This window comes from Adlercreutzia sp. ZJ176, assembly GCF_011038975.1.
GTDB lineage: Bacteria > Actinomycetota > Coriobacteriia > Coriobacteriales > Eggerthellaceae > CAAEEV01.
Window position 1 is genome coordinate 81979 of record NZ_JAAKEC010000010.1, and the last position, 26132, is coordinate 108110.

Here is a 26132-nt window from a genome sequence, read left to right on the forward strand (position 1 = left end):
TGAGATGACGTTCGAACCTATCTGGGATGTCATTATCGCATGCTACCTGTTTCTGGCGGGCTTGGGTGGCGGCGCGTTCATCACCTCGGCCTTCCTGAGGTGGCGCCATCCCGAAGCGGTGAACATGATCCGCATCGGGCGCGTGATCGCTCCGGTGACCGTGATGATCGGCCTCGTGCTGCTGATGTTCGACGCGACGGCGGGCCTTCAGAACCCGCTGCGCTTCGCGCTGCTGCTCACCAACTTCGGGTCGGTCATGACCTGGGGCGTGGTGTTCCTCGGCGCCTTCATGGTGGTGTCGCTCGTGGCGGCGGCGCTCGACCTGACTCATCGGCGCGTGCCGCTCCCGCTCGACCTGGCAGGCGCGGCGCTCGGCCTGTGCGTGGCCGTGTACACGGGCTGCCTGCTCGGCGTGTGCAAGACGTTCCCGCTGTGGAACAACGCGATGCTGCCCATCCTGTTTCTGGTGTCGGCCGTGTCGACCGGCATGGCGGCGGTGCTGGCGGTCGCCATCATCAAGCACCCCGAGGAGTTCAACCGCGTGGGCGTGCTGAAGAAGTTCCACTTCTGCCTGCCGATCATCGAGCTCGTGCTGGTGGCGAGCCTGTTGTTCATCACGGCCAACACGGCGTCGGTTGCGGGTTGGAACTCGGTCATGCAGCTGGTGGCCGGCGACTACGTGCTGGCGTTCTGGTTCTTGTTCGTGCTGGTGGGGCTCGTGGGACCCACGGCGCTGGAGACGTGGCTGCTGTTCTTCAGCCCGCGCGAGTTCGAGGAGTCGCGGCGCGCGCACTGGATCAGCTTCGCCTCTGACGCCGGCGTGCTCGTAGGCGGCTTCGTCCTGCGCCTGCTGGTGCTGGTGGCGGCCCTGCCCGTGACGATGACGGTCCCGTGGCTCTAACGCCTGCGGCTTCGGGTTCGGTTTCGGGTTCGGCGGTTCCCGCAGCTCTAGCCTCTGCGGCTTCGGGTTCGGTTCCCGCTGCTCTAGCCGCTGCGGGTTCGGTTCCGGTTCCGGTTCCGGCTGCTCTGGCCGCTGCGGCTCTAGCGGAATAAGCTCCCTCTCCCCTCGACAGGTGCCCCGCGGCTTCGGCTGCGGGGCACCGCTTGTTTGAGGGTTGGAGCGCGCAGCGGGCTGGGACGCGGGGATGGCGGGCGCGGGCGGGACGTGGGGATGACGGGTGCGGGCGGGCCGAGACGCGGGGCAGCGGAGTGTAGGAGTAGCGGGCGTGGGCTGAGGTGCGAGTGGTGGGCGTGGGGGCGTGCTGGGGCGCAGGCGGGTGCGGGGCGCTGGGTGTGGCGTGCCTGTGTCCAGTGCCCCGTTGCCCCGGCCCTTACAGCATCCCGAGGAACAGCTGGTACACGGTGTCGTCCTCGTCGAGCTCGGGGTGGAAGGCGACGCCGATCTGGTTGCCGGCGCGCGCGGCCACGATGCGGCCGTCTACGCGCGTGAGCACCTCGGCCTTCGTGTCGGTCTCCCCTTCGCGTGCCTTAGCGCTCGAACCGGTCTCCGCGTCGAACTTCCCTTCGCGCATCGCGGCGCCCGTGTCGGCCTCCGCATGGGGCTTTCCTCCGCGCACTTCGGCGCCTGTTTCAGCTTCCTCTTCGCGTATCTCGGTGATGAAGGGGGCGCGGATGAATGTCAGGGGAATGTTCGGCGCCGTGCCGGTTGCGCGCTCGTCTTCGCTGCCGAAGGGCGCGTGGGCGCGGAAGCTGCCGAGCTGGCGGCCGTAGCCGTTGCGTCGCACGGTGACGGGCAGGGTGCCGAAGCCGGCGACGCCGGTGCGCGCGGCGGCGAGGGCGGGGTCGAGCCCGGCCAGGTCGCCGGTGGCGTCCTCGATGCGCTCGGCCAGCAGGATGAGGCCGGCGCACGTTCCCAGCACGGGCATGCCGCCCGCGATGCGTGCGCGCAGCGGGTCGAAGAGGCCCAGCTCGCGCAGCAGCTTCGCCTGCACGGTGGACTCGCCGCCGGGGAGCACGAGCGCGTCGAAGGGGCGCGCGAGATCGGCCGCCTGGCGCAGCTCGAGCGTCTCGCAGCCGAGCGCGCGCAGGCGCTGCTCGTGCTCGATGAACGCGCCTTGGACGGCGCAGACGGCTATGGTCGGATGATGCATGAAACTCCTTTCCGGAGGCTGTCGTTGAGGAGATCGCGCCCTGCGAGCAATGGCCTTGACGCGAACGAGCCTGGCAAGGTGCGAGAAACACGCGATCTGATACCTCGAGCAGGGTGTCTAAGCCTTGCGGAGAAAGACGCGAGAAAACTGACCTGGGGTTTTCCGGCTGAAGATATGTGGAAAGCGGTTTCGGGGCAGCTGAACGGTATCAGATCGCGTGTTTCTCGCACCTTGTCAAGTCCGGACGTGCATCTTGCCGCCGGTGCTGCGACTATGCTGCGACTTTGCTGCGCGTTGGCATGGGAAGGTGGGCGTCTGCGCGGGGGGATGGGGCCCTACTGGTCCTACTGCCCGCGCTCCTCCATGATGAGCTCGATCTCCTGGGCGTTGATGCCCACCATGGCCTCGCCGAGGTCCTCGGACAGCGCGGCAAGCATCTCGGGGTCGTCGTAGTTGGTGACGGCCTTCACGATGGCGACGGCGCGCTTGGCCGGGTCGCCCGACTTGAAGATGCCGCTTCCCACGAACACGCCCTCGGCGCCGAGCTGCATCATGAGCGCGGCGTCGGCCGGGGTTGCCACGCCGCCGGCGGCGAAGTTCACCACGGGGAGCCTGCCGTTCTCGTGCACGAAGCGCACCAGGTCATAGGGGGCTTGCAGCTGTTTGGCGGCTTCGAACAGCTCGTCGGCGCGCAGGTTCTGCACGCGGCGGACCTCGGCGCTCATGAGGCGCATGTGGCGCACGGCCTGCACCACGTCGCCCGTGCCGGGCTCGCCCTTCGTGCGGATCATGCTGGCGCCCTCCGCGATGCGGCGCAGCGCCTCGCCGAGGTTGCGTGCGCCGCACACGAACGGCACGCTGAACTGGGTCTTGTCGATGTGGTAGGTGTCGTCGGCGGGGGAGAGCACTTCGGACTCGTCGATGTAGTCGATCTGGATGGCTTGGAGGATCTGCGCCTCGGCGAAGTGTCCGATGCGGCACTTCGCCATCACGGGGATGCTCACGGCGGCCTGAATGCCCTTGATCATCCTCGGGTCGCTCATGCGTGACACGCCGCCGGCCGCGCGGATGTCGGCGGGGATGCGCTCGAGCGCCATGACGGCGCAGGCGCCGGCCGCCTCGGCGATGTGTGCCTGCTCGGGGGTGGTGACGTCCATGATGACGCCGCCCTTGAGCATCTGGGCGAGCTGCCGGTTGAGGCTCGTCCGCTCGCCGCGCGCGGCAGCGGATGTGGATGCGGAGGTGGTGGCGGAGGGTGCGGATGCGACGGTGCCGGTCGCAGACGTGCCAAGCGGTACGGTTGCGGGCGTGGATATGGTAGCTGCGGAATTAGCGGTTGTAGGCGTTGATGTGGTGGTCGTGTGCGTGCCAATCTGCACGGTTGAACTCGCGGATCCGATAGCGGCTGCTGCGGGCATATCGGGCTGCACGTCCACGGGCGTGGATGTTGGCGCGCTGTGATGGGAGGTTTCGGTCATGGGGCTCCTCTCGGTGCGATTGCAGATGATGCGCAGATGCTAGGGGACTTTTGGCCTTAGTGGTACTATCAGTTGTAGAAAAAACGATAAGACCAGCTACGAACTGCGAGAACTCAAAGCGCAGAGCAGAGAGAACGCCGCACGGAGGGGCGCTCAGGTGGCGAAAGCTGTTTAGCGTACGCCTGCGCGCGCCTGCAAGCGGTTGGGGCAATACCGAGGACACGTCTGCGAGCAGCCGACGCGATAGGAAAGCAGCCGGCGCGATAGGAAGAAGGTGCCGAAGGGCCGCCCTTCCCTTCTTCGGCATGTTTTGCGAAACGCGTTTCGCAAAACACGTACAGATCGGCGGGCTGAGAAGACGGCAAGGAGAGACATGCTGCGTATGGGTGCGGACAGCAAGGGTGTTGCATAAGGGGAACGTTGCCCAAGGGGCATGTGCAGGGTGGCTTGCGTAAGGGGGCGTTGTCTCAAGGAGGCGCTGTGGGTCGCTGTAGATAGTGGAGGCGCACTTCTCTTCGGCGTGTTTTGCGAAACGCGTTTCGCGGGTTTGAACGAGGGGGTTTTATGTTGACGTACGACATGCAGGATCGCGGGGGCGCAAGCCTCTACGAGCACCTGTATCGCTGCATTCGGGCTGACATCGAGCGCGGCGTCATCGCGCCTCGCGAGCAGCTGCCCTCGAAGCGCGCGCTTGCGAAGCACATCGGCGTGAGCGTCATCACGGTGGAGGGCGCCTATGCGCAGCTCGTGGCGGAGGGCTACGTGCGCGCGGTCGAGCGCGTCGGCTATTTCGCGAACGAGGTGAGTCCCGTTCGCATGGAGGTGGCGGAAAGAGGACGCGAGAGCCTTCGCATGGGAGCGCCAGCGGAAGCCGAGCGGGGGCGCTTCCTCGGGGGATCGCCAGCGGAAGCTGCGCGCGGGAGCTCTTTTGGAAGAGTGGCAACAGGGGCCGGGTACGAGAATCTCCTTAGGGAAACGCCGACGGAAGCTGCGCGTGGGCGCGCTCGAAAGAAGCCGAATGTTTCACGTGAAACATTCGGCGGGCAAGCAGCGGAGAAGGAACGGATGTTTCACGTGAAACACTCTGCTTTCGAGGATGCGACTTGCTTTAGGGACATTGGCTGCTCGGAGAGCGCGATTTGCTCCGGTAGTGTTGACCGCACTGAAGGCGCAGCTTGCTCTGGTAGTGCTAACCGCACCGAAGGCACAGCTTGTCATGGAGGCGTTGGCCGCTCTGAAGATGCGACTTGCCGCGGGGGCGTTGACTGCTCGAGGGCCACGGCCCGTGCTGAAAGCGCGGCTTGTCCCGAAAAGGAAAATCACTCCGGAGAGGCAGATCACTCCGAAGAGGCAGATCGCTCCGAAGAGGCAGGCTGCTTCGCTGATGCTGCGGCGGAAGCCGAGCCTGCCGTCGACTTCACGGGGGCGCATGCCGCGTGCGGTCTCTTCCCCTATAAGATGTGGGCGCGCACCGTGCGCGGCGCGCTGAGCGCGGAGGACGAGGGCACGCTGCTCGAGGCGTCGGGCGCGACGGGCTCGGAGGCGCTGCGCCGCGCGCTGGCGGACTACCTGCGCGGCTTTCGTGGCATGGACGTGAGCCCCGACCAGGTCGTCGTGGGCGCGGGCGCGCAGACGCTCTACGCGCTCATCGTGCAGCTGCTCGGCCGCGATCTCACCTACGCGATCGAGAACCCCGGCTACCCGCGCCTGGCGCATATCTACCGAAGCAACGACGTGAAGCTCGCCTGCGTGCCGCTGGACGACGAGGGCGTGCGAATCGACGCGCTGCGCGCGAGCGGGGCCGACGTGCTCCACTGCATGCCGTCGCACCAGTTCCCGACGGGCCTCGTCACGCCCATATCGCGTCGCCGCGAGATCCTGGGCTGGGCGGCGGAGGCCTCGGAGCGCTACGTGATCGAGGACGACTACGACTGCGAGTTTCGCATGGCGGGCCGCCCCATCCCCTCGCTGCAGAGCATCGACGAGCATGAGCGCGTGATCTACGCGAACACGTTCACGAAGAGCCTCGGCGCGGCCTTCCGCATCGGTTACATGGTGCTCCCGCCGCACCTCGCGCGGTGCTTTCGCGAGCGCTTGGGGTTCTACTCGTCCACGGTGGGGACGATCGACCAGCTGGCGCTGGCGCGCTTCATCGAGTCGGGGGAGTACGAGCGGCATGTGAGCCGCCTGCGCACGCACTACCGTCGCGTGCAGGACGCCCTGGTGGCGCGCTTGCGCGCAAGTGCGGCGGCGGATCGGATCCGCCTGCGAAACGTAGGTGCGGGCCTGCACTTCGTCATGGAGGTTGAGGGCTGCGAAGAGGAGGAGCTTCGCGCTTGCTTGCGGAATGAGGGCGTGCTCCTCGCTCCGCTCTCGGCCTACCAATTCGGTTACGCTTCGCAAAACAGCACCAAAATGTTCGGTTACGCTTCGCAAAACAGCGCCAAAATGTTCGGTTGCATTTCGAAAAGCAGCACCAAAGCGGTCGGCGCCGGCTTCGATTCGTCGGACGCGCACGCCTTGTCTGATGACGCGTCCGCCCCAGCCGCAGCCCCTGGCGTCTCGCGCGCCGCTTTCGTCATGAACCTCACGGGGGTTGACGAAACGGGCGCGGCGTACGCCGCCGAGGCCATCGTCAAAGTCCTGCAATCGCTCTAGGGATTGGGGGCTTGCGTTTTGGCGTATTTGCGCGTTGGGCCACATCATGACTCAATGACTGCGGCCACTCGCGTCCCGAAAGGCGTTTCGTCGTGTCTTTCGCGCTTTCTCCAGGAAATCGCAGCACGAGGATAAAGGGCAGCGCTTCTCTTCGCGATGCTTCGCAACCCTCGTTTCGTCCTGAGCTTCGTTTCGAGCTTTGCCTGATCCTGGGGATGCGGATTGACAAAGCCCACTAAACAGCTAGGCTTTAGCTCAGCACAGTACAGCGCGCAACACAGTGCAGCGCACAGTGCAGTACAGCGCACAGCGCGCAGCACAGTGCAGCACGGTGCGGCGTCGTGCGGCGGAGATGGGCGCATCTTCGCGCGGGTCTCGCGCCGGATTCCGATTAGAATGAACGCATCACGAAAAAGGAGGACGCATCCATGACCGTTTACCGCAACGTAGCCGAGCTCATCGGCCGCACGCCGCTCGTCGAGCTCACCAACTACGAGAAGAGCAACAACCTGGCCGCCACCATCCTGGGCAAGGTGGAGTACTTCAACCCTGCCGGCTCGGTGAAGGACCGCATCGCGAAGGCCATGATCGACGAGGCCGTGGCCGCCGGCAAGATCGACGACGACACCGTGCTCATCGAGCCCACCTCGGGCAACACCGGCATCGGCCTGTGCGCCATCGCAGCCATGCGCGGCAACCGCATCATCATCACCATGCCCGAGACCATGTCGGTCGAGCGCCGCCGCCTCATGCAGGCGTACGGCGCCGAGCTCGTGCTCACCGACGGCGCCAAGGGCATGAAGGGCGCCATCGCGCGCGCCGAGGAGCTGGCCGCGGAGATCCCCAACTCGTTCATCCCGTCGCAGTTCACCAATCCGGCGAACCCCGCCGCGCACGAGGCCACCACGGGCCCCGAGATCTGGGAAGGCACCGAAGGTAAGGTGGACATCCTGGTTGCGGGCGTGGGCACGGGCGGCACCATCAGCGGCACGGGCCGCTACCTGAAGGCGCAGAACCCCGCCGTCCAGGTGGTGGCCGTGGAGCCGGCGGACTCGCCGGTGCTCTCCGAGGGCCGCGCGGGCGCGCACGGCATCCAGGGAATCGGCGCGGGCTTCGTGCCCGAGACGCTCGACACGGCTGTCTACGACGAGGTCATCGCCATCGAGAACGAGGAGGCCTTCGCCGCCGGCCGCGAGCTCGCCGCCCATGACGGCCTGCTTGTGGGCATCTCCTCAGGCGCGGCCGTGGCCGCCGCCGCCAAGGTGGCGCAGCGTCCCGAGAACGCGGGCAAGACCATCGTCGTGATCCTCCCCGACACGGGCGAGCGCTACCTCACCACCGCCATGTTCGACTTCGGGGAGTAACGCCGAGGGCGGTTGCGCGCGACCTGCCGAGGGCGGCAACGCTTCGGTCGCAAGCAGCTGCGGAAGGTGATCGGGAAAGCACTCGCGAAAGCGGGAGAAGCGCGGGGCAGGAGGTCGCGAAGGCGTCCCGCCCCGCGCTCGCCGGGGGCTTGCCCTCCCGTCGGCCCGCTGCGCGCGACCTACTCCTCGTACAGCCCTGCGAGCGCGCTGGTGAGCAGGGCAAGGTAGGCCTCGCAGCCGTCGACGCCGGTGAGGTGGGTGCCGTCCCCGTCGAAGTACTCGTCGTGGTTGGCGCTCGCCGCATACCAGTCGATGAGCTCGACGTTGTCGCGCTCGGCTGCGGCCTGCGCGAGCAGGGCGTTGTTGTCGGCCTCGAGCGGCTGGGGTGTGCGGACGTTCACGAGGAACACCCTCTTGTCGGCGGGTACGGCGTCGACCATCGCCGCGATCTGCTCGGACGTGGTGACGCCGTTCGTCCCGATGCTGAACACCACCACTGGCTCGTTCCAGCCTGCGTCGACGTGCTGCTGGTAGACCTCAGGCACGGCCGACGCGTGGCGGCTGATGACGGCGTCGAGCGTGGCGTTCGGGAATGCCTCGCCGAAGTACCCGTAGCCGCCGTCATCGGCCAGCGCGCGGCTCACCGAGTCGCCGATCATGAGGAAGTTCGTGTTGCGGGCCTTTTCTTCGGGCGTTTCGCCAGGCGTCTCGGCGAGCATCTGCTCGACGCTCAGGGGCTCCTCTTCGGCATTCGCCCCGGCTTCCCCCTCGCCAGCGCCGTCGCCCAGCTGCGCCTGGGTGGGGTCGACGCCCTCCTCCATGAGGTAGCCGCCCGTCTGCGTGGCAGTCGGCGGCACCACGATGCAGCAGGTCACGGCAGCCAGCAGGAGCGCCGCCGCAGGGCCCACCTGCAGGGCGTGCGCCTTCAGGCTCTCGATCCACGTGACCTCGCCCGCGCGCACCTGCTTCACGGCGCGCCCGATGGCGCCGTGGCGGATGGGCGTCTCGACGAAGTAGTACGAGAACGCCGAGACCGCCACGATCACCGCGACTTGCCCCAGGTAGGCGTACCACGGCGTGGTACCCGTGAAGTTCTGCGGGTTCATGAGCAGAAGCAGCGGGTAGTGCCACAGATAGATGCTGTAGGAGAGCTTGCCCACCCACACGAGCGGGCGCAGCGCGAAGAAGCGCGCCACCAGGTTCGCCGGGTCCACGAGCGCTAGGATGAGCACGCCGGTGAGCAGCGACAGGATGAGGATGCCGCCGTAGTACAGAAACGGCGAGTAGCCGCTGACGAGGGCCATCATGACGAGGATGCCCGCGAGCGCCAGCAGGCCCAGCCTGCCGACGAGCTTGCGCTGCGAGGCGTCCAGCCCCCGCCGCCCGCGCCCGCATATGCGCGCCGCGGGGAACTCGAACGCCAGCCATGCGCCTATGAGCAGGGAGAACGCGCGCGTATCGGTGCCGTAGTACACGCGGCTCGGGTCGCCCTGCGGGTCGTAGAGCACGCACATCAGCAGCGCCGAGACGGCGCACGCCACCAGGATGCCGCGCTGGACGCTCTTCTTCCTCACGCGGCGGCGGAACAGAAGCAGCAGCACGGGCGGCCAGATGAGGTAGAACTGCTCCTCGATGGCCAGCGACCAGAAGTGCGTGACGGGGGAGGGCGCCCCCATGGCCTCGAAGTAGCTGAGGTCTTGGAAGATGTACCACCAGTTGGTGAACCAGAACAAGGCTGCGACCAGGTCGTTCCGCAGCTTGGTGAGCATGTCGGGCGCGAGTGCGGCCGTGAGCACGGCGGTGCCCGCCAGCACGAACACGATGGCGGGGAACAGGCGTCTCACGCGGCGCAGCCAGAACTGCGGCAGGTTGATGGTCTTGGTCTCGCCCCACTCGCGGATGAGCAGCCCCGTGATGAGGTAGCCCGAGAGCACGAAGAAGATGGTGACGCCCAGAAGCCCGCTCGGCAGGAAAGCCGCGTTCATGTGGTACAGCAGCACCGCCGCGACGGCCAGCGCGCGCAGGCCGTCGAGTGCGGGTATGTAGCGTGACTTCGAGCTCATGGCGAAGACGGTCCCCCCGGTAATTCTTAATGTTAGCGCGAACTCTCATTCTACACGCCGCGAGGGGGAAAGCAACGCCCGTTGCCAGGTTGTTGAGCGGAAGGGGGCTGCGGGCCCCCTCCCCCTCGTTACTCGCTGCGCAGGGCCTCCACCGGGTCCTTGCGGCTGGCGCTGCGCGAGGGCAGCAGGCCGGCGATGAAGGTGAGGAAGACGCTGATCAGCACGAGCACCGCAGCGGCCTGCCAAGGCAGCTGCGCCACGTCGGGGACGTCGAACAGCGCGAGCACGATGGCGCTTGCGGGGATGCACCCCAGCGCGGTGATCCCCACGCCGAGCAGGCCCGCCACCAGGCCCTCGATGATCGTCTCGGCGTTGAACACGCGCGAGATGTCGCCCTTGCTCGCGCCGATGGCGCGCAGGATGCCGATCTCCTTCTTGCGCTCGAGCACGCTGATGTAGGTGATGACGCCGATCATGATGGAACTCACCACGAGCGAGATGGCCACGAACGCGATGAGCACGTAGCTGATCATGTCGATGATCGTGGTCACCGAGTTCATGAGCGTGCCCACGATGTCGGTGTAGGTGATCTCCTTGTCCTCGGCCCCTTCGGCCTTCATGCGGTCGTTGTATGCGTCGAGGATACCGATGATCTCCTGCTTGCTCTCGAAGTCAACGGGGTAGATGTCGATGCTGCTCGGCTTGTCGAGGCTCGCGTAACCCAGCTTCACCAGGTTGTTGTCGAAGGAGTGCTCCTCGGTGGTCATCATCGACATGATGAGCTCGGTGAGCTCCTCCTCGCTGAGGTTGAACTGGAATGCGTTGGCGAACGCGTCGGCGTCGATGCTCATGGCGGTGGCCATGTTGGTCGAGAGCTGCGCCATGGAGCGCTCCATGGCTGCGCTGACCTGCTGCTCGAGCGCGCTGGCCATGCTGGTCATCATGACGGCCATGGCGTTCTGCAGATACGCCTGCACGGCCGTCTGCAGCTGCGCCTGCAGCTGGGTAGTGATGGCCTGCTGGATCGCGGGGATGAGCTGCGCCTGCAGCTGCGTGCTGACCAGGTCCTGCAGCTGGGTTTGCAGCTGGGCGGCCAGGTCGGCCTGCAGGCCGGACAAATCGATGCTGCCCGCGACGGCGGCCTGTATGGCGCCTTCCTGCGTAGCCAAATAGTCGCTCAGGGCGGCCTCAAGGTTGCCGTTGTACGATCCCTTGTTCGCCTCGAACCACGGCATGAACCCTTGCATGACCTTGCCCAAGGAGGCCGCCAGCTTCGCCGTGTCGACCTTCACCGCATCGCTGTTGATCTTGAGGTCAAGCCCGCTCAGGTCGAGCTTCAGGTTGCTCAGGTCGAGCCCCGCGCTCGGGTCGATCTTGATGCTCGACGCGTCGAAGGGCGGCAGCGAGGAGGGGTCGATGCTCACGCCGGACAGGTCGAGCGACATGCCCGACATGCCGGCCGAGAGCTTGCTCTCGTCTATGCGGAAGGCCGACTGCAGCGCGGTCTCGTCGACGCTGAACAGGGAGTTCATGTCGAAGCCCGACTCGTCCTCGCCTTCCTCCTCCTCGGCGAAGGTCTTGCCGTTGAACACGTCGACGTCGGGAGCGGCCAGCTGGTCCTGGACGATCTGCGTCTCGGCGGCCTGCTCGATCAGGTGGCGCGTGAGCTCGGGCGTGTAGAAGATGCCCGAGGAGAGCGCGGTGGCCGTGGCCTCGGGCCGCGGCTGCACGATGCCCGATATCACGAGGTCCTCGCCGCCGTTCACGAGCTCGGTCATGAAGGCCTCGTCGTCGGATTTGTCCACCCACACGCCGTAGTCGGCGTCGTAGCGGTAGCGGTCGGCGGCGTTCACCAGCTTGAAGCGCATGGCGAGGATGTCGTCGTAGGTGATGTCGATGTCCTCGAGGTCAACGACGACCTCCTCCTCGTTCATGAACTGGTTCACCATGCCCTTGAGCTCTTCGGGGTCGCGCAGGCCGAGCACGTAGGACAGAAAGTCGCTGATGTTGCCGTTCGCCGTGAGCACGAGCACGCACTCGTTGTAGCGCTCGGGCCAGTGGCCGGCCACGACGTCGTACTGCCCCTCCACGATGGAGGAGTTGCCCATCATCTCGGCGAACATGTCGGTTGACATGGACATCGACATCAGGCTGTTGCCCGCGTAGGCCGACGAGCCCATGCCCATGGACGAGAACGACGTGTCGGGGTTCACCTGTCGCACGCCGTTCGAGGTGTCGGCGTCGAAGATCTGCGGGGTGACGTTGTAGCCGTAGTCGATGGAGCTCGTGTACTGCTCGATGCCGCTCTCGCCGCTGTCGAGGTAGGCCTTGAGCGAGGCCAGATCGTTGCTCGCGATGCTCGAGAGCATGCGCGTGATCATGGGCGTCTCGCCGATGGTGCCGTCCGCAGCTCCGTCGCCCGCGCCCTCGCCGGCGCCGGCGTCCTCGCCCGCGGCGGCCCCGTCGCCTTCGCCCTCCGCGTCCGCGCCCCCGTCGCCGCCGGCCATGTTCGACACCATCATCGACGTCATGTCGAGGCCGGTGGACATGATCTGCAGCGGGTACACCGACAGCGTCTCCTCCTCGACGGACTTGATGTAGTTGTTCACGCCGTTGGCCAGCGCGAGGATGGCCGCGATGCCGATGATGCCGATGGAGCCGGCGAAGGCCGTCATGATGGTGCGGCCCTTCTTCGTCATGAGGTTGTTGAACGACAGCGACAGCGCCGTGAGGAAGCTCATCGAGGTGCGGCGCACCTGCTTGCTCGACAGGCGCATGTCCTCGGGGCCCGGCTCGAAGGGGTCGGAGTCGCTTACGATGACGCCGTCGGCCAGGTTCACGATGCGCGTGGCGTACTGCTCGGCGAGCTCGGGGTTGTGCGTGACCATGACCACGAGGCGGTCGCGCGCGATCTCGGTCAGAAGGTCCATGATCTGGACGCTGGTCTTGGAGTCGAGGGCGCCCGTGGGCTCGTCGGCGAGCAGGATCTCGGGGTCGTTGATGAGGGCGCGCGCGATGGCCACGCGCTGCATCTGCCCGCCGGAGAGCTGCGAGGGCTTCTTGTTTACGTGGTCGGCGAGCCCCACCTGGGCGAGCGCGACGCGGGCGCGCTCGCGTCGCTCGTCGCGCGACACGCCCGACAGCGTGAGCGCGAGCTCGACGTTGGCCAGGATGGTTTGGTGCGGGATGAGGTTGTAGCTCTGGAAGACGAACCCCACGCGGTTGTTGCGGAAGGTGTCCCAGTCGCGGTCCTTGTACTGCTTGGTGGAGATGCCGTCGATGATGAGGTCGCCGGTGTCGTAGTGATCGAGCCCGCCCACGATGTTGAGCATGGTGGTCTTGCCCGAGCCCGAGGGGCCGAGGATCGCCACGAACTCGTTGTCGCGGAAGGAGACGGACACGTCGTTGAGGGCGACCTGCGTGAAGTCGCCGGTGGTGTACTCCTTGTGGATGTGCTGAAGCTGAAGCATGCGTGCGCCTTTCATTCGTAGCGCTATTGTCCCGCATGCCGGCGCGGCGCGGAAGTGACGCGTGTCACGTGTTTCGGCGAGCGCAGTTGCGGGGCGGCTGTTTCTCGAAGGGAATTTTAGTTGCTAAAGTGAGAGGGCCCCGGCGCGGCGGCAAAACTCCACAAGCCCTGCGCCCGCCGCTCCTCATGCCATCCCGAGCGATCAGCCTCTCCCGTATGTCCCGAGCGATCAGCCTCCCTCATGTCCCAAGCAGAGTCCGCCTAGGTCGTCCTACCGTGTCGTCCCGAGCAGAGTCCGCACAAGTCGCCGTCCCATGTCATCCTGAGCGGAGCGCCCGCAGGGCGCGGAGTCGAAGGATCTGGTCGCGGGTGAGATGTGCATGCGGGCTCGCCGTGCCCGGGGCCGGATCCTTCGACTCGCTTCGCTCGCTCAGGATGACATGAGGAGAGGCTGCTCATCCAGGATGACATGCGGGAGGCTGGTCGCCTGGGATGACAAGGGAGGGCGACTTGGGCAAACGCTCTGCTCAGGATGACACGGGGAGAGGCTGCTCATCCGGGATGACACGGGAGAGGCTGGCCGCCTGGGATGACAAGGGAGGGCGACCTAGGCGGGCCCTGCTTGGGATGACGCGGGAGATGCGGGCTCGCATTTGCAGGAGGGCGCCGACGCCCGACCGCCCGCGCCTCCCGAATTTGATTTCTTGATTTCTTTGCGGCATGGGGGGAATAGTTCTCCCGTTCGTAACACGGCGGCGCTATCATGGGCGCGTACGCAAACCATGAGCCGCACGATCAAGGAGGGCCATCCCCATGGACGCACGTGTCTACGAGCTTATCAACGACCAGATCAACAAGGAGCTGTACTCGGCTTACCTCTACCTGTCCTTCGCCGACTACTACGAGGACGAGGGCCTCGACGGCTACGCCAACTGGTACATGATCCAGGCGCAGGAGGAGCGCGACCACGCCCTCATCTTCCGCAAGTACCTGATCGAGAACGGCGAGAGCGTGAAGCTGCTCGCCATCGACCAGCCCGACAAGACGTTCTCCAACCACCTCGAGCCGCTTGAGGCGGGCCTCGAGCACGAGGAGTACGTGACCGCGCTCATCAACGACATCTACGCCGCCGCCGTCGAGGCGAACGACTACCGCACGCAGAAGTTCCTCGGCTGGTTCATCGACGAGCAGCTCGAAGAGGAGGACACCGCGCGCGACATGATCGACAAGATGAAGCTGTTCGGTAACGACGCCCGCTCCCTCTACGAGCTCAACCAGGAGTACGGCGCCCGCGTCTACGCCGTCCCCTCGCCGCTTGCGGGCGAGTAGGCCGCGAGAGCTGCGAATTTGCAGCAACTGCGATGACGCGGCGTTTGACGGACGCGTGACGGAAGGCCGGGCTTGCCCGGCCTTTTCAGTATGATGGGACGTTGAGGAAGGCTGCTCGGCGGCGCAGCTGCGCAGCGGAGTGCGATGCGCAGCGACACGGCGCGATGGTGTGCCATGCGCTGCGGCGCGGCGTGGTGCGCGGCGGTCGGCGGTGCTACGCGACGGTGTGCGTGGTGGTCGGTGGCGCGACGTGGTGCGCGATGCGCTGCGGCGCGTTGCGGCTGCGAGTGCAGCGCAGCTGCCGGCGGCGTGGGCGAGCGAGGGATTCGGGAGGTGCGAGCATGGAGCAGGCGCTTTTGTGGGCAGCATGCGGAACGGGGTTCACGTTCCTGATGACGGCGCTCGGCGCGTCGACGGTGTTTCTGATGCGCGGGCGCACGAGCGAGATGGCGCAGCGCGTCTTCTTGGGTTTTGCCGCGGGCATCATGATCGCGGCCTCGGTGTGGTCGCTGCTCATCCCCGCTATCGAGCAGGCCGCCGAGACGGGCGGTGAGGCTATGAGCTGGGTGCCCGCCGCAGGCGGCTTCGTGATCGGCGTGGCGTTCCTCATGGTGCTGCACGCGGCGCTGCCGCATCTGCACCCGGGCGCCACGTCGCCCGAGGGCCGGCCCTCGAAGTGGGGGCGGCCGACGCTTCTGTTCACGGCCGTCACGCTGCACAACATCCCCGAGGGCATGAGCGTGGGCCTGCTGTTTGCCATGGCGGGCCTGTCGGGCGACGCGGCGACGTTCGGCATGGCCACGGCGCTCGCCGTCGGCATCGGCATCCAGAACGTGCCCGAGGGCGCGGCGGTGGCGCTGCCGCTTCTGCAGGAGGGCATGAGCGCCCCGCGCGCCTTTCTGATGGGGGCGCTCTCGGGCGTGGCCGAGCCGGTGTTCGGCGTGGGCGTGGTGCTGTTCGCGAGCCTGGTCATGCCGTTCATGCCGTGGATGCTCGCCGCGTCGGCGGGCGCGATGATGTACGTGGTGGTGGAGGAGCTCATCCCCGAGTCCCACCTGGGCGAGCGCGAGGGAGCCGGCCTGCGGGCGAGCGCCGGGACCCTCGCCGTGATGGCCGGCTTCCTCCTCATGATGGTTCTCGACGTGTCTCTCGGGTAGGAAGCGGCTCGCGCTGCGAAGAAGATGCCCCTCTCGCCGCTTTCGGGCGAGAGGGGCATGTGGCGCAAGCAGATGAGGCTGTGCAGGCGGATGAAGCTAGGACTTGTCGGAGCCTTCGCCGGGGTTCTGGGGCTCGGGTTCAGGCGCGGTTGCGGACGCGGGCTCGGGCGCGGCAGCGGGCTGCCCGGCAGGCGCGGACGCGGGCTCAACGGCAGGCTGCGGAATGATCGCGGGTTGTTCGACGGGCTGCACCTGCGCAGCGGGCTGTTCGACGGGCTGTGCCAGGGGCTGCGCGGCGGGCTGCGGAGCGCCGTAGGTTTGCTGGTAGCTCGTCGGCTGCGGCGCGAGCTGGGCGGCGTAGCTAGCCGCGGCGCCCTGCGGCGCGGGCTGCGCGACGGGCTGCGGGGCGGTGTAGCCGGGCTGCTGGCCGTAGGCGTAAGGCTGCGCGGGCTGGGGCGCTCCGTACGCGGGCGCGCCGTAACCCGGCGTGGCGTATCCGGCGGGCGCGCCGTATCCCGGCATGGCGCCCGGAGCGCCGTACCCCGGCGCGTTCTTGTCCTTGTTGGCGTAGACGGCGGCGATCACCATCAGCACGCACGTGATGACGCGGCCGCTGAGCAGCGACGCCACGGCGCCGGCGATGCCCCAGCCGAACACGCGCCCGAGCTTCTCGCGCACGTCAGCGCCGCGCAGGCCGATGATGCCGGCCACCAGCGTCACCACGGCGCACAGGGTTCCCCAGACAAGCGTCACGGCGCCTGCGATCAGGCCGAAGGTCGTCCAGCCCATGAGGTCCCCCTCGTCGAGGTACTCGTCGACGTACCCGCCATGGTAGGCGTCGTACCCGTGGGCGGGCATCGCGTGGTCGACATGGCCGAGCGAGTAGCTGAAGATCTCGGAGCCGTGCTCGTTGACGACGGCCCCGCCCACGCCGAGCGCGAACAAACCCACCACGCAGCCGATGATGCTGATGGCGGAGAAGACGATGACGGCGATGCTTAGGCCCTTGATGGCTTTGGAGTGATTGGTCTGCATGCATGTTCCTTTCGAGAGGGAAGTCGTAAGCCAGTATACTAGAGCCGCCGTCGGGAAACGCCCGGCGGCTCGTTGATAACACAAGGAGCGTTCATGGAGAACTTCGAGTTCGTGTCGCCGACCACGTTCGTGTTCGGCCGCGGCGTGGAAAACCAGATCGGCGAGAAGCTCGCCCAGGAAGGCGCGCGCAAGGCGCTCGTGCACTTCGGCGGCCAGTCCGCCCGGCGAAGCGGCCTTGTCGACCGCGTGTGCGCGTCGCTTGACGCAGCGGGCGTCGAGCACGTCGAGCTTGGCGGCGTGCGCCCGAACCCCGAGATCACGCTCGTGCGCGAGGGCGTGGCGCTCGCCAAGCGCGCGGGGGTCGACTGGGTGGTCGCCGTCGGCGGCGGCAGCGTGATCGACTCGGCGAAGGCCATCGCCAACGGCGCGTGCATCGAATGCGACGTGTGGGAGCTCTTTGAGACGAAGCACCCGAACCCCGACGTGCTGCCCATCGCCGTGGTGCTCACCATCCCCGCGGCGGGCTCGGAGGGCTCGAAGAACACGGTGATCAGCAACGACGCGCTCGGACGCAAGACCGGCTACGGCAACGACCGCCAGCGTCCGCGCCTGGCGTTCATGAACCCGGAGCTCACCTTCACGCTGCCGGCGTTCCAGACCGCCGCGGGCCTCACCGACATGTTCTGCCACTTGCTCGAGCGCTTCTTCGACGACGTGGGCGCGGTGCCGGTGACGGACAACCTCAACCTCGCGCTCATGAAGACCGTGCGCGCCGAGGCGCCACGCGTGCTCGCCGACCCCGAGAACTACGATGCGCGCGCCAACGTCATGTGGGCGGGTATGCTCTGCCACCAGGGCCTCGCCGGCGTCGGCCGCCACGAGGACTGGGCCACCCACGCGCTCGAGCACGAGCTGTCGGCCTTCGACACCTCCATCACGCACGGCGCGGGCCTCGCGGTGATGTTCCCCGCGTGGATGGAATACGTCTACGACGCCAACCCCGCGCGCTTCGCCTTCTACGGACGCGAGGTGTTCGGCCTCGTCCCGACGGGGGACGCAGAAGCCGACGCGCTGTCGGCCATCGACGAGACGCGTGCGTTCTTCGCGTCGCTCGGCATGCCCACCACGCTCGAGGAGCTCGGCATCGGCGAGGAGGGGCTCGACGCCGCGCTCGAGGAGATGCTTCCCACGCTGCGCGCCAACAAGGGCGAGGTTTTCGGCAGCTTCAAGAAGCTCACCGCCGATGACGCCCGCGCCATCTACCACCTCGCGCTCTAGCGAACGCGCATGCAAGGATCGCGGAGATGACGGCAATGAACATAGTGAAGGGGATCACTTCGTAGAGGTCCAGAGCACGAGCACGTCCGATACGATGCCCGAATCATCCTAATGTCAGACACCTGAGAAAACGTTGCGCCAATCGGAGATCCACTCGCCGATTGGCGCAACGTGACTTTTTCTAAGCAGGAAACCTGGGGATAGGCAATAGGATCTCATGGGGAGGTAATACTCCTCGATAGCGGGTCTCGGGTCTTTGCGAAAGGGGGTTTGCAATGGATAGCGCAGTTAAACTGAAGAAGGTATTCTCGTTCGCCTTGTGCGCACTTTTCGCAGCTACGATGACGGTGAGCGCAGCTGGCGTTGCTTTCGCTGGCAACTGGCAGGACAAGTACTATGCCGTCAGCTCGAGCGGGCATGGCTACACGTGGACACCCTCCGAGTGAAGACGTGGGGGACATGCCAAGAACATTTTTCAGGAAGGCAGCGATCGCACTTGTTCTCGGGATTGCGTCGTTCGCCCTCGGCGCCTGCACTTCTCCTTCAAGCCAAGATTCGGAAGAGCCTTTTGCCCCTAAGGCATCTACGCTAAACAACGCGGGGCTGTACGGCCCCGGGGAGACTATTGAGGTGGGGGGGATTATTGCCGGGGGCAAGGATCAGCCGAAGGGTGGGGAGGTGTCTGTCGGCTATCCATCGATCATGAGGATGACGTCGCCGCCTGAAGGAGTGAGCGTCTCTGACTTCAAAGGGGGTGCGTTTGACGAGTCGTCCTCGGAAGCTATGAAAGAGCAGCTCGGCTTCGCGCCCGGGCCCGAAGGCTCGCTGCCATTGGGGTATTCATACGTCGTCGTGGAGCTGGCGATGTCGAACACGGGTAGCGAGACCGTTTCTTACGATGTGAGTCAAGGTAGGTTCATCGAAGTCGACGAAGCTGGCGCGGTGTCCAGTATCGGAATGAACGACCCTCTCTGGCATGACGCATGGGAGGGAGGTAACTTGAAACTGTACTGGATCGTTGACATCGAGGCTGGCGCGACGCTCGAGATAAAGCTCCTCTACGTTCTGCCAGATGACGCGATCAATGACAAGAGACTCGCATACTTGGTCGATCCGGGCAGCGCGAACGGCGAGGAAGGCTTCGTCGGCCTCGAAGCGTTCGATGTTGCCGGGCAGATTCGAGGGTAGGGAGAGCATTATGAAATTGGAAGTCAGAGGGCTCGTCAAGGTCATCAGGGGGGCAACCGTCCTCGATGGTATCAACCTCTCCCTTGAGGGAGGACGCGTATACGGTTTGCGTGGGAAGAACGGATCAGGCAAGACCATGCTCATGCGAGCAATGGCTGGGCTCATTTTTCCCACGGCGGGAGAAATTGTTATCGATGGAAGGGTCCTTGGTCGGGGTGAGTTTCCCCCAAGCGTGGGCGTCATGATAGAGAACCCCGCGTTTGTGGGGAAGTACACGGGTTTTCGCAACTTGAAGTACCTTGCGGGCATACGCGACGAGGTGGGCGACGAGGAGATTGAGCTGGTTCTTGAGGAAGTGGGGCTCGATCCGCGGGACAAACGTGCTTTCAAGAAATATAGCCTGGGTATGAAGCAGCGTCTCGGCATTGCGTGTGCCGTCATGGAGGACCCTGACTTGCTGCTGCTCGACGAGCCCATCAACGCGCTCGACCCCGCTGGCGTCGAGATGGTGCAGCGAATCGTTGCCCGGCAGAAGGAGCGCGGCGCCTTGGTTGTGGTCGCCTGCCACGACGCCGAGGAGCTCGACGGTCTTTCCGACGAGATATACCTGATGGCAGAGGGGCGGATCGTCGGCCACGAGGACTGTGGGGACGATGCCGCATGAGGAGGGCGATCCCGATTATTGCGGCCGCTGCCTGCGTCGCCATTGCCGTTCTGTGCGGTTTTAGGATCGAGCAGGTGAACTCGGCTTATCCTCAGCAGCATAGCTATGTTTACTCGGTTGGAAGCGAGGCGGTCTATGCCGGCCAGAACTCGTCAGGCGAGGAGGTCGATCGGGGCTCGATCGCGGTGAGGGCGCTGAACTTCCGGTCAGTGGGGTACGGGCGCATCAGGGAGATGGTCCCGGGCTATACGGACTCGTCGATAGAGGAGGGAACCGCTTCGGACATGAGGGCGCTTTTGATCGACTTGGAGATTGTCAACACTTCCAGCGACGTGGAAAGAGCGCATGTGCGTGACTACCACGTTGAGTCCAACGCGTGGATGAATGGGTTGTATGCGCCTTTGTACATGAGTATCAACGATGATCCTTCTACGATAGTCGAGCTGGAGCCCGGCGAGAAGGTCGAAAGAACCCTTGTCTATCTGATTTACGACACACAGATGAACAGCCGGGGTGACTGGGAGAGAGTTGAGCAGCGAAGCTACTCTCTTGAGTTGGCCTTGTATCCCGATAAGTACTCAATTGACCTGGGAGCGCCGGACGTCGGCAGAGGGGAAGGGGGCTCGGTATGATCTCGGTAGAGCTGAGGAGGGCGTTTGCAAACAACCTGTTCGTCACGGCTCTCGCCATGGGTTTCGCCCTCGCCATCGCGCAACTTGTCACGGTTGTCGTGCCGTACGGCTTGGGCGAGGAATGGGCGTTCTGGCGCGTGGGATCCAAAGGAGCCTATCCAAACTCTGTCTTCGGTTCGTGGATGGGCGCTACGCCTTTTTCCATCTGGTCTGTGCTGTACTTCTTCGTACTGCCCCTCATCGTCTGTCTGCCTTATGCCGACAGCTTTTACATCGACGTGAAAAGCGGCTATGCTGCGAACGTCGTAACCAGGGGAGGATCAGATCGGTACTTCCTGGCGAAGACGCTTGCCGTGTTTCTGACGGCAGGGGCGGTGGGTGTTGTGCCCCAGCTCGTCAATCTGCTCGGCACGGCGCTTCTCGTGCCGGTACTGCAGCCTGAGCCTACTGCCGGAACGTTTTTTGTCTCGCCGAGCGCGATGCTGGGGGATCTTTTTTACGCATCTCCTTGGCTCTACGTTATGTTTTTCATGCTGCTCTGCTTTGCTGTGTGCGGCCTTGTAGCGTGCTCGTGTCTCGTATTTTCGCATCTGGTGTCTAATCGGTTTATGGTGCTTGTGGCGCCTTTTCTGGTGTGCGCCATCGCCTTCTTCGCATTAGGCAGTGCGGCGGGGTATTCTCCGATAAACCTCTTGAACCCAGCACAGCCTTACGTCGTCGAGTTCCCTGTCGTGTTGATCGTGGTCGGGATGCTCACGCTTTTCGAGGCAGCATTCCTGGTGTGGCGGTGCCGCTGTTATGAGGCGCTGTGAGGAGGGTGCGTGCGAGATATGCAGGCCCAGGCCTTGGGACGTTCGCGCACCTTTTCCGCTATGACCTCTCCGTGGGGTTCTTCTCTAATCGGGGAAAGCTTATCGTGGCCCTTGCCTGCGTCGTCGCCCTCGCAGCGATGTTCTTTGCGGCTCTCGAAGCTGTATCGGGGTATGTAGGGGCGACCGGCTCTGACGGGCTTCTCGGTGGGTTTGGCTTCGTCGATGTGCTCGCGTATTTCTTCGCGGGATCGGATTACTATCGCATTGATGACAAGGTTCCGTTCGTGCTGCCTATTGGATGGTTGATCCAGCAAGTGCTCATTGCCGTTCTCGTCGGCCATTACACTGTGCGAGATTTCGGCGGGCAGGCTCTCCAGGTGTTCATGAGGGTCGGCGGTAGGCGTTCGTGGTGGCTGTCGAAGTGTCTGTGGGTTGTCGCAACGGTGATCGTCTTTTACGTTGCAGAATCGGTTGTTGCTCTGCTTGCGGCTGCTTTTGGAGGGTTTGGGGCCATGGGCGACGTCGAGTCGATCATGGTGCTCGGCTTCCCCTTATCGGCCCTGGACGCGGGCCAGACCATCCTGCTTCTACTGTTGCCCACAGTCTTATCGCTTGCCCTGTCGCTTGCCCAGGTTGCCCTCTCTCTTATCGTTGGACCTTTCATGGCGTTCGCTTCCGTGATCGTGTTCGTTGCGGTTTCGGCTTACTTCGGTTCGCCGTTGCTCATAGGGGACTGCTCGATGATGGCGCGCAGCTCCTTCGTACAGCAGGGAGGCGTGGAGGCGCTTGCGGCCCTTTCAGAATGTGTGATCATCGGAGTGGTTTCCGTGATTTTGGGAGGGGTGGTGCTTGGACGCAAGGACATGGTCGATGGGCAGGATCGGGCTCAGTGAGAGGTGGAGCGATGATCGGGAAACTCAGATCTTATACCAAGGCGGCTGCTCTCGCGTTCAGGGCTGCTCCTGTCGTCATGGCATGCTGCATCTTCGCGGTGGTGTCCTCAGCCTTCGCCTCTTGCGCGGAGCAGACGGCCTATCTCTTGGCGAACGGGCTTAGCCCCGGCTACCTTGACAGCCTTATCTGGCTTTTTTCGTCGCACAGGGGCATACCCTTGTTGTGGTGCGTCGTACCGGCTGCGCTCATGGTATGGCTGACGGTCGCCAGCTCCAACCGCCGTGGGGTAAGTTGGGCTGTTCGCCATGGAAGCGCGCGTGAGCTGTGGGTCGAGGATGTTGCGGACGCAGTCGTAGGGGCGCTTGTCCTCGCTGTGACGACGGTGCTGTCGGCGTGCGCGGCAGCTGCGGTATTCTCGGGAGATTCAGCGGCGGACTTTGGCCCCCACGGGGTCTTTGCTGCGGTGACCGGGCAGGTGCCGGCGGAGCCCCTGGATACCGCTGCCGTCATTGCCGAGGCTACCGCGCTATCGATTCTCGTTCTCGCTGTGTTCGGAACTGCGTTCCAGTTCGGAAGGCTGCTGCTGGACGGTCCCGCCGTGCCGTTCGCCGTGTTGATTCTGTTAGGCCTTCCGGCTGTTCATGGTCCGCAAGCGTTCTTCATAGAGGCGGCGCAACTGCTGAGCTTGGGTGTCGATCCGAACGGTGTTACGAATCCTCTTTCAGTTCCCTTCAACGTGAGCTCGGTGTTCTACGGTTCATGGTTGCCGGGCGCTGGCCATGGCCTCTGGCTGCAGGCCACGCTCTTCGCAGCCCTTTTCGCCATGGGCGTTCTAGCCGCGCCGCGCAAGGATCTTCTGAATTCGTGACGATCCCGCAGCCTAGCGTACTTTCTCCACGAGATTAAACAGCGAGGGCTCCCCTGACAGGGAGGTCCACGCCTCGGCGCCGGCCGAGTCTGGCAGTTGCGACAGACAGGCGCGGTACATGCCCTCGAAGCCCTCGGCGGGTTCGAGCCCATAGGACTTTGTCCGCGAGGTGCCGTCGGAGAATGTTGCGGTGGCGATGACGGTGACGTTTGCGAGTCGCTTGGCATCGCAGGTGGCGAGTAGCGTCTCCATCCCGTCCGCGTCATCGGTCTCGTAGAGGCTATCGAACCTGCCCCTCTCCTCGTCGTCGAGTACGTAGTCGAGTCTGATCTCCCTCACGACTGGCTCGCCGTCGTTGAACGGAATCACGAACGAGTTCGACGACTCCTCTGCGAGGGTTCCCTCGCTTCCTTGGCTGCTTTTCCAGCTTCCGTAGGAGACCCCCTCGCCCTCTATCGAATACTCCACTGTGTTCACGTTTCTGCCGGCGACGGTCATATCGAAGACATAACACCTGCTGACGGCAACTACGTCCCGACTCACCGTGTCGGTTGTCGCGTCGTACAGGTATCCTGCGCTGGTGCGCGAAGGGTAGAATTTCTCAAGTCCGATCCCCGCCGAATCGTCTCCTGCTCGCGACGGCTCTTCCGCATAGGCGATGAGTGAGAAGGAGTTTCCGGAGAGGGCTGCTCCTATTCTATCGGGCATGCAAGCGCCGAACAGAAGTCCCACGCCTGCGATGATGGCTAGGCATGCGGCGAGAGCCGTTCTCCATGCCGATGAGGGGATGATTGCGCCGCCGTTAGGCTTTCGTGTGGGGATGCGCCTTCGCCTCGGAGCGTTCATTTTCCTAGCAGACGTGGAAGCGTTCTTCGCTTCGGGTTTGTCCGGCAGTCCGAGAGCCTGCCTCGTCCTGCGTTTCAGCTCATCGCTTGCCCTCACGTTTTCCTCGATGCGTGCGTAGGCCCGCCTGAACTCGCCTTCATTCATCGCCTGCTCCTTCCAGCGATATTCGGAGCGCCTTTCGCGCCCTGTGGAGATGCGACCTCACGGTCGCTGGCTTCTCGCCGATGATCGAGGCTATTTCCTCCGTCGAATAGTTCTCGTAGTAGTAGAGGTGTATCACGGTTCTCCTGATCGGCGGCACAAGCGCATCGATTGCACTCTCAAGGGGTGTTTTCGACAGGCACGGATCCTCGTCTCTTGTGATCGCGCTCTCCTCGTCGAGGATCGCAGTTGGTCTTCGTTTGCGGAGCACATCGTAGCAGCAGTTGACGGTGACCCTTATGAGCCAGGCTTTCAAGTGCTCGTCGCTTTCTATGCGAACCTTCGATCTCAAGAGCCTCATGAACACGGTTTGAAATACGTCTTCGGCATCGGCTGTGTTCCCTGTGAGGCGTTGAGCGACCCTCATGACAGTGTCGCCCCAGACGTCGATGGCCTCGTCGACGTCGACGTCATAAGCGCTTTTTCTGTTGAACAAGCTCAATCAGCGCTCCTTTGAAGCGGATACGTGCCATGAATCGAATTTGCTACGGCGAGTGGAAGGCATCATGGTGAGGGCGATGAAGCCTCCTTCTCACTCGCGTGTCTAGCAGGAATACGTATGAAGGCTTGATTATGTTGCGCCAATGTTGAAAAAAGCGCAATTTGCTCATCCTCTGCTCTGAAATCCGCGGAGGTCATAAGGCACTTCATTCGCGCTACGCAGGATGACACCAGCGGTTGTGCGCTTTTCGGCCGCCTTTCCGCATCGATCGGCTTTGAATTCTCAAGAACGAAGGAAACGGTTATCTTTCTGGGGCAAGGAGTCGGCTTTACTCGCTCCATCATCTTGTCGTAGAGACGGGTCAGATACGGGGACTGTGAGAAAATGAAGTATAAGCCTTGACTAGTGCAAAGAATCAACCGAATCAATCGAAAGGACGATTGGTTGCCAAAACTAGTTTCTATATCTTACCAAAACTGGTAGCGAAAACTTGCCAAAACTAGTATCACCGCAGGCCGCATGGATGACTTGCGCATTGACTGGTGCGCGCAGTTCTTCCATGCATGGTATAATCAGACGATAATCTGGTTATACCATTGACAAGGAGCGGCTATGGAGGCGATCTTTCCCATCACGGCTCTCACCAAGCAGCAGGCCAAGGTCAAGGAGGCGGCAAGCGAGGACGTCGTCCGCATAACGGAGAACGGGGCGGCCGCATGGATCTTCGCCTCGGAAGAGGCGTTTGAGCGCAGGGTGAAAAACGCTGTCGAAGAGGCGCTTTACGAGGCGTCGGTCGCCTCGGTGATCGCCCGAGGGACGCGCGACTACGAAGAGGGGCGCTACGTCGTGGGAGCTGACGCCGCGCGCGCGAAGCTGGCCGCCCTGCGGGCCGCGCAATGAGCGAAATCATATATACCGAGAGCTTCCTCGAGGACATGCTCCAGGTGAGAGAAAAGCATATCGAGGATGCCATCTTCGAGGCGATAGAGCTTCTGCCCTTCGTCCCCGTGCTTGGCTCGCGCGAGGTGCCTGCCGGACTCAGGCGAAGCTTCGGGGCCGAGGCGCGCAAGATAAGCGTCGCGCCTTTCGACGTGATCTACGTGCCGGTGAACGAGGACGACTTCCTCGTTCTCGGCCTCGTCCACCAGCGGGCTGCGCGCTAAGGCGCGCGTGTCGGTTCTGCGAGGGGCTGCCGACGAGGAATCTCTTGTGGCCGCCCTGCGGGCGGCGCGCCTGCGCTTGCGGGTGCTAGTCGTTGCCGCCGATGATTCCGTTGACGATCCCCGACACGATGGAGATCACGATGGCGGCCACGAACCCGCTGCCGAAGGTGGCGATCTCGAAGCCGACGTTGAACAGGCCGTTCGTCAGCCAGGCGGAGAGGTAGAGCACGGCGGTGTTCACCACGAGGTAGAACAGCCCCAAGGTGATCACCGTCACGGGCAGCGAGAGCACCTGCAGGATGGGCTTCACCGACAGGTTGATGAGCGCGAGCACGAGCGCCAGAAGCGCGATGCCCGCCCACGAGTCACCGCTCAGCACGTCGATGCCGGGCACGAGCCACACGGCGGCGCCCACGGCGACGGCGGTTACGATCCAGCGGACGATGAAGTTCATGGGGCTTTCCTTTCGCGAAGAGGTTT

At 64.3% G+C, this 26132-nt stretch carries 23 protein-coding genes; 15 read left to right on the forward strand and 8 right to left on the reverse strand.

Features of this window, described 5'->3' with window-relative positions:
- Positions 1 to 4 precede the first annotated feature (4 nt).
- Entirely contained in the window at positions 5 to 901 is an 897-nt protein-coding gene (nrfD, locus tag G7Y50_RS06860) for an NrfD/PsrC family molybdoenzyme membrane anchor subunit (RefSeq protein WP_165053710.1), read from the forward strand.
- A gap of 430 nt (positions 902 to 1331) precedes the next feature.
- On the opposite strand, the gene pdxT is transcribed toward nrfD, so the two are convergent.
- Positions 1332 to 2111, reverse strand: coding sequence for a pyridoxal 5'-phosphate synthase glutaminase subunit PdxT (gene pdxT, locus G7Y50_RS12065; RefSeq protein ID WP_241156476.1), 780 nt, complete (start codon positions 2109 to 2111; stop codon positions 1332 to 1334).
- Positions 2112 to 2455: 344 nt separating this feature from the next.
- Positions 2456 to 3427, reverse strand: a complete 972-nt coding sequence (gene pdxS / locus G7Y50_RS06875; RefSeq protein WP_370458004.1) for a pyridoxal 5'-phosphate synthase lyase subunit PdxS — start codon at positions 3425 to 3427, stop codon at positions 2456 to 2458.
- A 726-nt stretch (positions 3428 to 4153) separates the two neighbouring features.
- Between pdxS and G7Y50_RS06880 the strand changes: the two genes are divergently transcribed.
- Together G7Y50_RS06880 and cysK are read left to right on the forward strand one after the other, a co-directional pair.
- Positions 4154 to 6247 (forward strand): PLP-dependent aminotransferase family protein, encoded by a 2094-nt coding sequence (locus G7Y50_RS06880; RefSeq protein WP_165053707.1) that lies wholly within the window; start codon positions 4154 to 4156, stop codon positions 6245 to 6247.
- A 428-nt stretch (positions 6248 to 6675) separates the two neighbouring features.
- Positions 6676 to 7611 (forward strand): cysteine synthase A, encoded by a 936-nt coding sequence (cysK, locus tag G7Y50_RS06885; protein WP_165053704.1) that lies wholly within the window; start codon positions 6676 to 6678, stop codon positions 7609 to 7611.
- A gap of 179 nt (positions 7612 to 7790) precedes the next feature.
- Here cysK and G7Y50_RS06890 read toward each other — a convergent pair whose 3' ends face one another.
- The gene (locus tag G7Y50_RS06890) at positions 7791 to 9674 is read right to left on the reverse strand and encodes an acyltransferase family protein (protein WP_165053701.1); all 1884 of its coding nucleotides are present in this window, start codon (positions 9672 to 9674) and stop codon (positions 7791 to 7793) included.
- A gap of 128 nt (positions 9675 to 9802) precedes the next feature.
- Positions 9803 to 13144 (reverse strand): ABC transporter ATP-binding protein/permease, encoded by a 3342-nt coding sequence (locus G7Y50_RS06895; protein ID WP_165053698.1) that lies wholly within the window; start codon positions 13142 to 13144, stop codon positions 9803 to 9805.
- 812 nt (positions 13145 to 13956) lie between these two features.
- Here G7Y50_RS06895 and G7Y50_RS06900 point away from each other — a divergent pair.
- Both G7Y50_RS06900 and G7Y50_RS06905 read left to right on the forward strand, forming a co-directional pair.
- Entirely contained in the window at positions 13957 to 14472 is a 516-nt protein-coding gene (locus tag G7Y50_RS06900; protein WP_165053695.1) for a ferritin, read from the forward strand.
- A 341-nt stretch (positions 14473 to 14813) separates the two neighbouring features.
- Positions 14814 to 15629, forward strand: a complete 816-nt coding sequence (locus G7Y50_RS06905; protein WP_165053692.1) for a ZIP family metal transporter — start codon at positions 14814 to 14816, stop codon at positions 15627 to 15629.
- A gap of 96 nt (positions 15630 to 15725) precedes the next feature.
- On the opposite strand, the gene G7Y50_RS06910 is transcribed toward G7Y50_RS06905, so the two are convergent.
- The gene (locus tag G7Y50_RS06910; RefSeq protein ID WP_165053690.1) at positions 15726 to 16664 is read right to left on the reverse strand and encodes a hypothetical protein; all 939 of its coding nucleotides are present in this window, start codon (positions 16662 to 16664) and stop codon (positions 15726 to 15728) included.
- Positions 16665 to 16757: 93 nt separating this feature from the next.
- On the opposite strand from G7Y50_RS06910, the gene G7Y50_RS06915 reads away from it, so the two are divergent.
- From G7Y50_RS06915 to G7Y50_RS06950, 8 genes are all read left to right on the forward strand, one after another.
- On the forward strand, positions 16758 to 17942 hold the full coding sequence (locus G7Y50_RS06915; RefSeq protein WP_165053687.1) for an iron-containing alcohol dehydrogenase: 1185 nt from the start codon (positions 16758 to 16760) through the stop codon (positions 17940 to 17942).
- A 275-nt stretch (positions 17943 to 18217) separates the two neighbouring features.
- Positions 18218 to 18388 carry a hypothetical protein gene (locus G7Y50_RS06920; RefSeq protein WP_165053684.1) on the forward strand — a complete coding sequence of 57 codons (171 nt, stop codon included), beginning with the start codon at positions 18218 to 18220 and terminating at the stop codon, positions 18386 to 18388.
- Between the two features lie 13 nt (positions 18389 to 18401).
- The gene (locus tag G7Y50_RS06925) at positions 18402 to 19130 is read left to right on the forward strand and encodes a hypothetical protein (protein ID WP_165057000.1); all 729 of its coding nucleotides are present in this window, start codon (positions 18402 to 18404) and stop codon (positions 19128 to 19130) included.
- A 10-nt stretch (positions 19131 to 19140) separates the two neighbouring features.
- A complete protein-coding gene (locus tag G7Y50_RS06930; protein ID WP_165053678.1) occupies positions 19141 to 19794 on the forward strand; it encodes an ABC transporter ATP-binding protein in 654 nt (217 codons plus the stop codon).
- Positions 19791 to 20426 (forward strand): hypothetical protein, encoded by a 636-nt coding sequence (locus G7Y50_RS06935; protein ID WP_165053676.1) that lies wholly within the window; start codon positions 19791 to 19793, stop codon positions 20424 to 20426. Before G7Y50_RS06930 ends, G7Y50_RS06935 begins: the two co-directional genes overlap by 4 nt.
- Positions 20423 to 21238, forward strand: a complete 816-nt coding sequence (locus tag G7Y50_RS06940) for a hypothetical protein (protein WP_165053673.1) — start codon at positions 20423 to 20425, stop codon at positions 21236 to 21238. Before G7Y50_RS06935 ends, G7Y50_RS06940 begins: the two co-directional genes overlap by 4 nt.
- Positions 21239 to 21342: 104 nt before the next feature.
- On the forward strand, positions 21343 to 22131 hold the full coding sequence (locus tag G7Y50_RS06945) for a hypothetical protein (protein WP_165057002.1): 789 nt from the start codon (positions 21343 to 21345) through the stop codon (positions 22129 to 22131).
- Positions 22132 to 22142: 11 nt separating this feature from the next.
- Entirely contained in the window at positions 22143 to 23000 is an 858-nt protein-coding gene (locus G7Y50_RS06950; protein ID WP_165053663.1) for a hypothetical protein, read from the forward strand.
- Between the two features lie 12 nt (positions 23001 to 23012).
- On the opposite strand, the gene G7Y50_RS06955 is transcribed toward G7Y50_RS06950, so the two are convergent.
- Positions 23013 to 23990, reverse strand: a complete 978-nt coding sequence (locus G7Y50_RS06955) for a hypothetical protein (protein ID WP_165053660.1) — start codon at positions 23988 to 23990, stop codon at positions 23013 to 23015.
- Positions 23983 to 24489 carry an RNA polymerase sigma factor gene (locus G7Y50_RS06960; protein WP_241156475.1) on the reverse strand — a complete coding sequence of 169 codons (507 nt, stop codon included), beginning with the start codon at positions 24487 to 24489 and terminating at the stop codon, positions 23983 to 23985. Before G7Y50_RS06960 ends, G7Y50_RS06955 begins: the two co-directional genes overlap by 8 nt.
- A gap of 612 nt (positions 24490 to 25101) precedes the next feature.
- Between G7Y50_RS06960 and G7Y50_RS06965 the strand changes: the two genes are divergently transcribed.
- Together G7Y50_RS06965 and G7Y50_RS06970 are read left to right on the forward strand one after the other, a co-directional pair.
- Entirely contained in the window at positions 25102 to 25389 is a 288-nt protein-coding gene (locus G7Y50_RS06965) for a hypothetical protein (RefSeq protein ID WP_165053657.1), read from the forward strand.
- Positions 25386 to 25652, forward strand: a complete 267-nt coding sequence (locus tag G7Y50_RS06970; protein WP_165053654.1) for a hypothetical protein — start codon at positions 25386 to 25388, stop codon at positions 25650 to 25652. The genes G7Y50_RS06965 and G7Y50_RS06970 overlap by 4 nt, the downstream gene beginning before the upstream one ends.
- A gap of 85 nt (positions 25653 to 25737) precedes the next feature.
- Here G7Y50_RS06970 and G7Y50_RS06975 read toward each other — a convergent pair whose 3' ends face one another.
- Positions 25738 to 26106: a phage holin family protein gene (locus G7Y50_RS06975; protein ID WP_165053651.1), complete on the reverse strand. Its 369-nt coding sequence runs from the start codon at positions 26104 to 26106 to the stop codon at positions 25738 to 25740.
- Between the last annotated feature and the right edge of the window lie 26 nt (positions 26107 to 26132).

Bases quoted from the DNA above. Each gene is read 5' to 3' on its own strand.
- nrfD (WP_165053710.1), top strand. From the start codon at position 5: ATGACGTTCGAACCTATCTGGGATGTCATTATCGCATGCTACCTGTTT.
- pdxT (WP_241156476.1), bottom strand. From the start codon at position 2,111: ATGCATCATCCGACCATAGCCGTCTGCGCCGTCCAAGGCGCGTTCATC.
- G7Y50_RS06880 (WP_165053707.1), top strand. From the start codon at position 4,154: ATGTTGACGTACGACATGCAGGATCGCGGGGGCGCAAGCCTCTACGAG.
- cysK (WP_165053704.1), top strand. From the start codon at position 6,676: ATGACCGTTTACCGCAACGTAGCCGAGCTCATCGGCCGCACGCCGCTC.
- G7Y50_RS06890 (WP_165053701.1), bottom strand. From the start codon at position 9,674: ATGAGCTCGAAGTCACGCTACATACCCGCACTCGACGGCCTGCGCGCG.
- G7Y50_RS06895 (WP_165053698.1), bottom strand. From the start codon at position 13,144: ATGCTTCAGCTTCAGCACATCCACAAGGAGTACACCACCGGCGACTTC.
- G7Y50_RS06900 (WP_165053695.1), top strand. From the start codon at position 13,957: ATGGACGCACGTGTCTACGAGCTTATCAACGACCAGATCAACAAGGAG.
- G7Y50_RS06905 (WP_165053692.1), top strand. From the start codon at position 14,814: ATGGAGCAGGCGCTTTTGTGGGCAGCATGCGGAACGGGGTTCACGTTC.
- G7Y50_RS06910 (WP_165053690.1), bottom strand. From the start codon at position 16,664: ATGCAGACCAATCACTCCAAAGCCATCAAGGGCCTAAGCATCGCCGTC.
- G7Y50_RS06915 (WP_165053687.1), top strand. From the start codon at position 16,758: ATGGAGAACTTCGAGTTCGTGTCGCCGACCACGTTCGTGTTCGGCCGC.
- G7Y50_RS06920 (WP_165053684.1), top strand. From the start codon at position 18,218: ATGGATAGCGCAGTTAAACTGAAGAAGGTATTCTCGTTCGCCTTGTGC.
- G7Y50_RS06925 (WP_165057000.1), top strand. From the start codon at position 18,402: ATGCCAAGAACATTTTTCAGGAAGGCAGCGATCGCACTTGTTCTCGGG.
- G7Y50_RS06930 (WP_165053678.1), top strand. From the start codon at position 19,141: ATGAAATTGGAAGTCAGAGGGCTCGTCAAGGTCATCAGGGGGGCAACC.
- G7Y50_RS06935 (WP_165053676.1), top strand. From the start codon at position 19,791: ATGAGGAGGGCGATCCCGATTATTGCGGCCGCTGCCTGCGTCGCCATT.
- G7Y50_RS06940 (WP_165053673.1), top strand. From the start codon at position 20,423: ATGATCTCGGTAGAGCTGAGGAGGGCGTTTGCAAACAACCTGTTCGTC.
- G7Y50_RS06950 (WP_165053663.1), top strand. From the start codon at position 22,143: ATGATCGGGAAACTCAGATCTTATACCAAGGCGGCTGCTCTCGCGTTC.
- G7Y50_RS06955 (WP_165053660.1), bottom strand. From the start codon at position 23,990: ATGAATGAAGGCGAGTTCAGGCGGGCCTACGCACGCATCGAGGAAAAC.
- G7Y50_RS06965 (WP_165053657.1), top strand. From the start codon at position 25,102: ATGGAGGCGATCTTTCCCATCACGGCTCTCACCAAGCAGCAGGCCAAG.
- G7Y50_RS06970 (WP_165053654.1), top strand. From the start codon at position 25,386: ATGAGCGAAATCATATATACCGAGAGCTTCCTCGAGGACATGCTCCAG.
- G7Y50_RS06975 (WP_165053651.1), bottom strand. From the start codon at position 26,106: ATGAACTTCATCGTCCGCTGGATCGTAACCGCCGTCGCCGTGGGCGCC.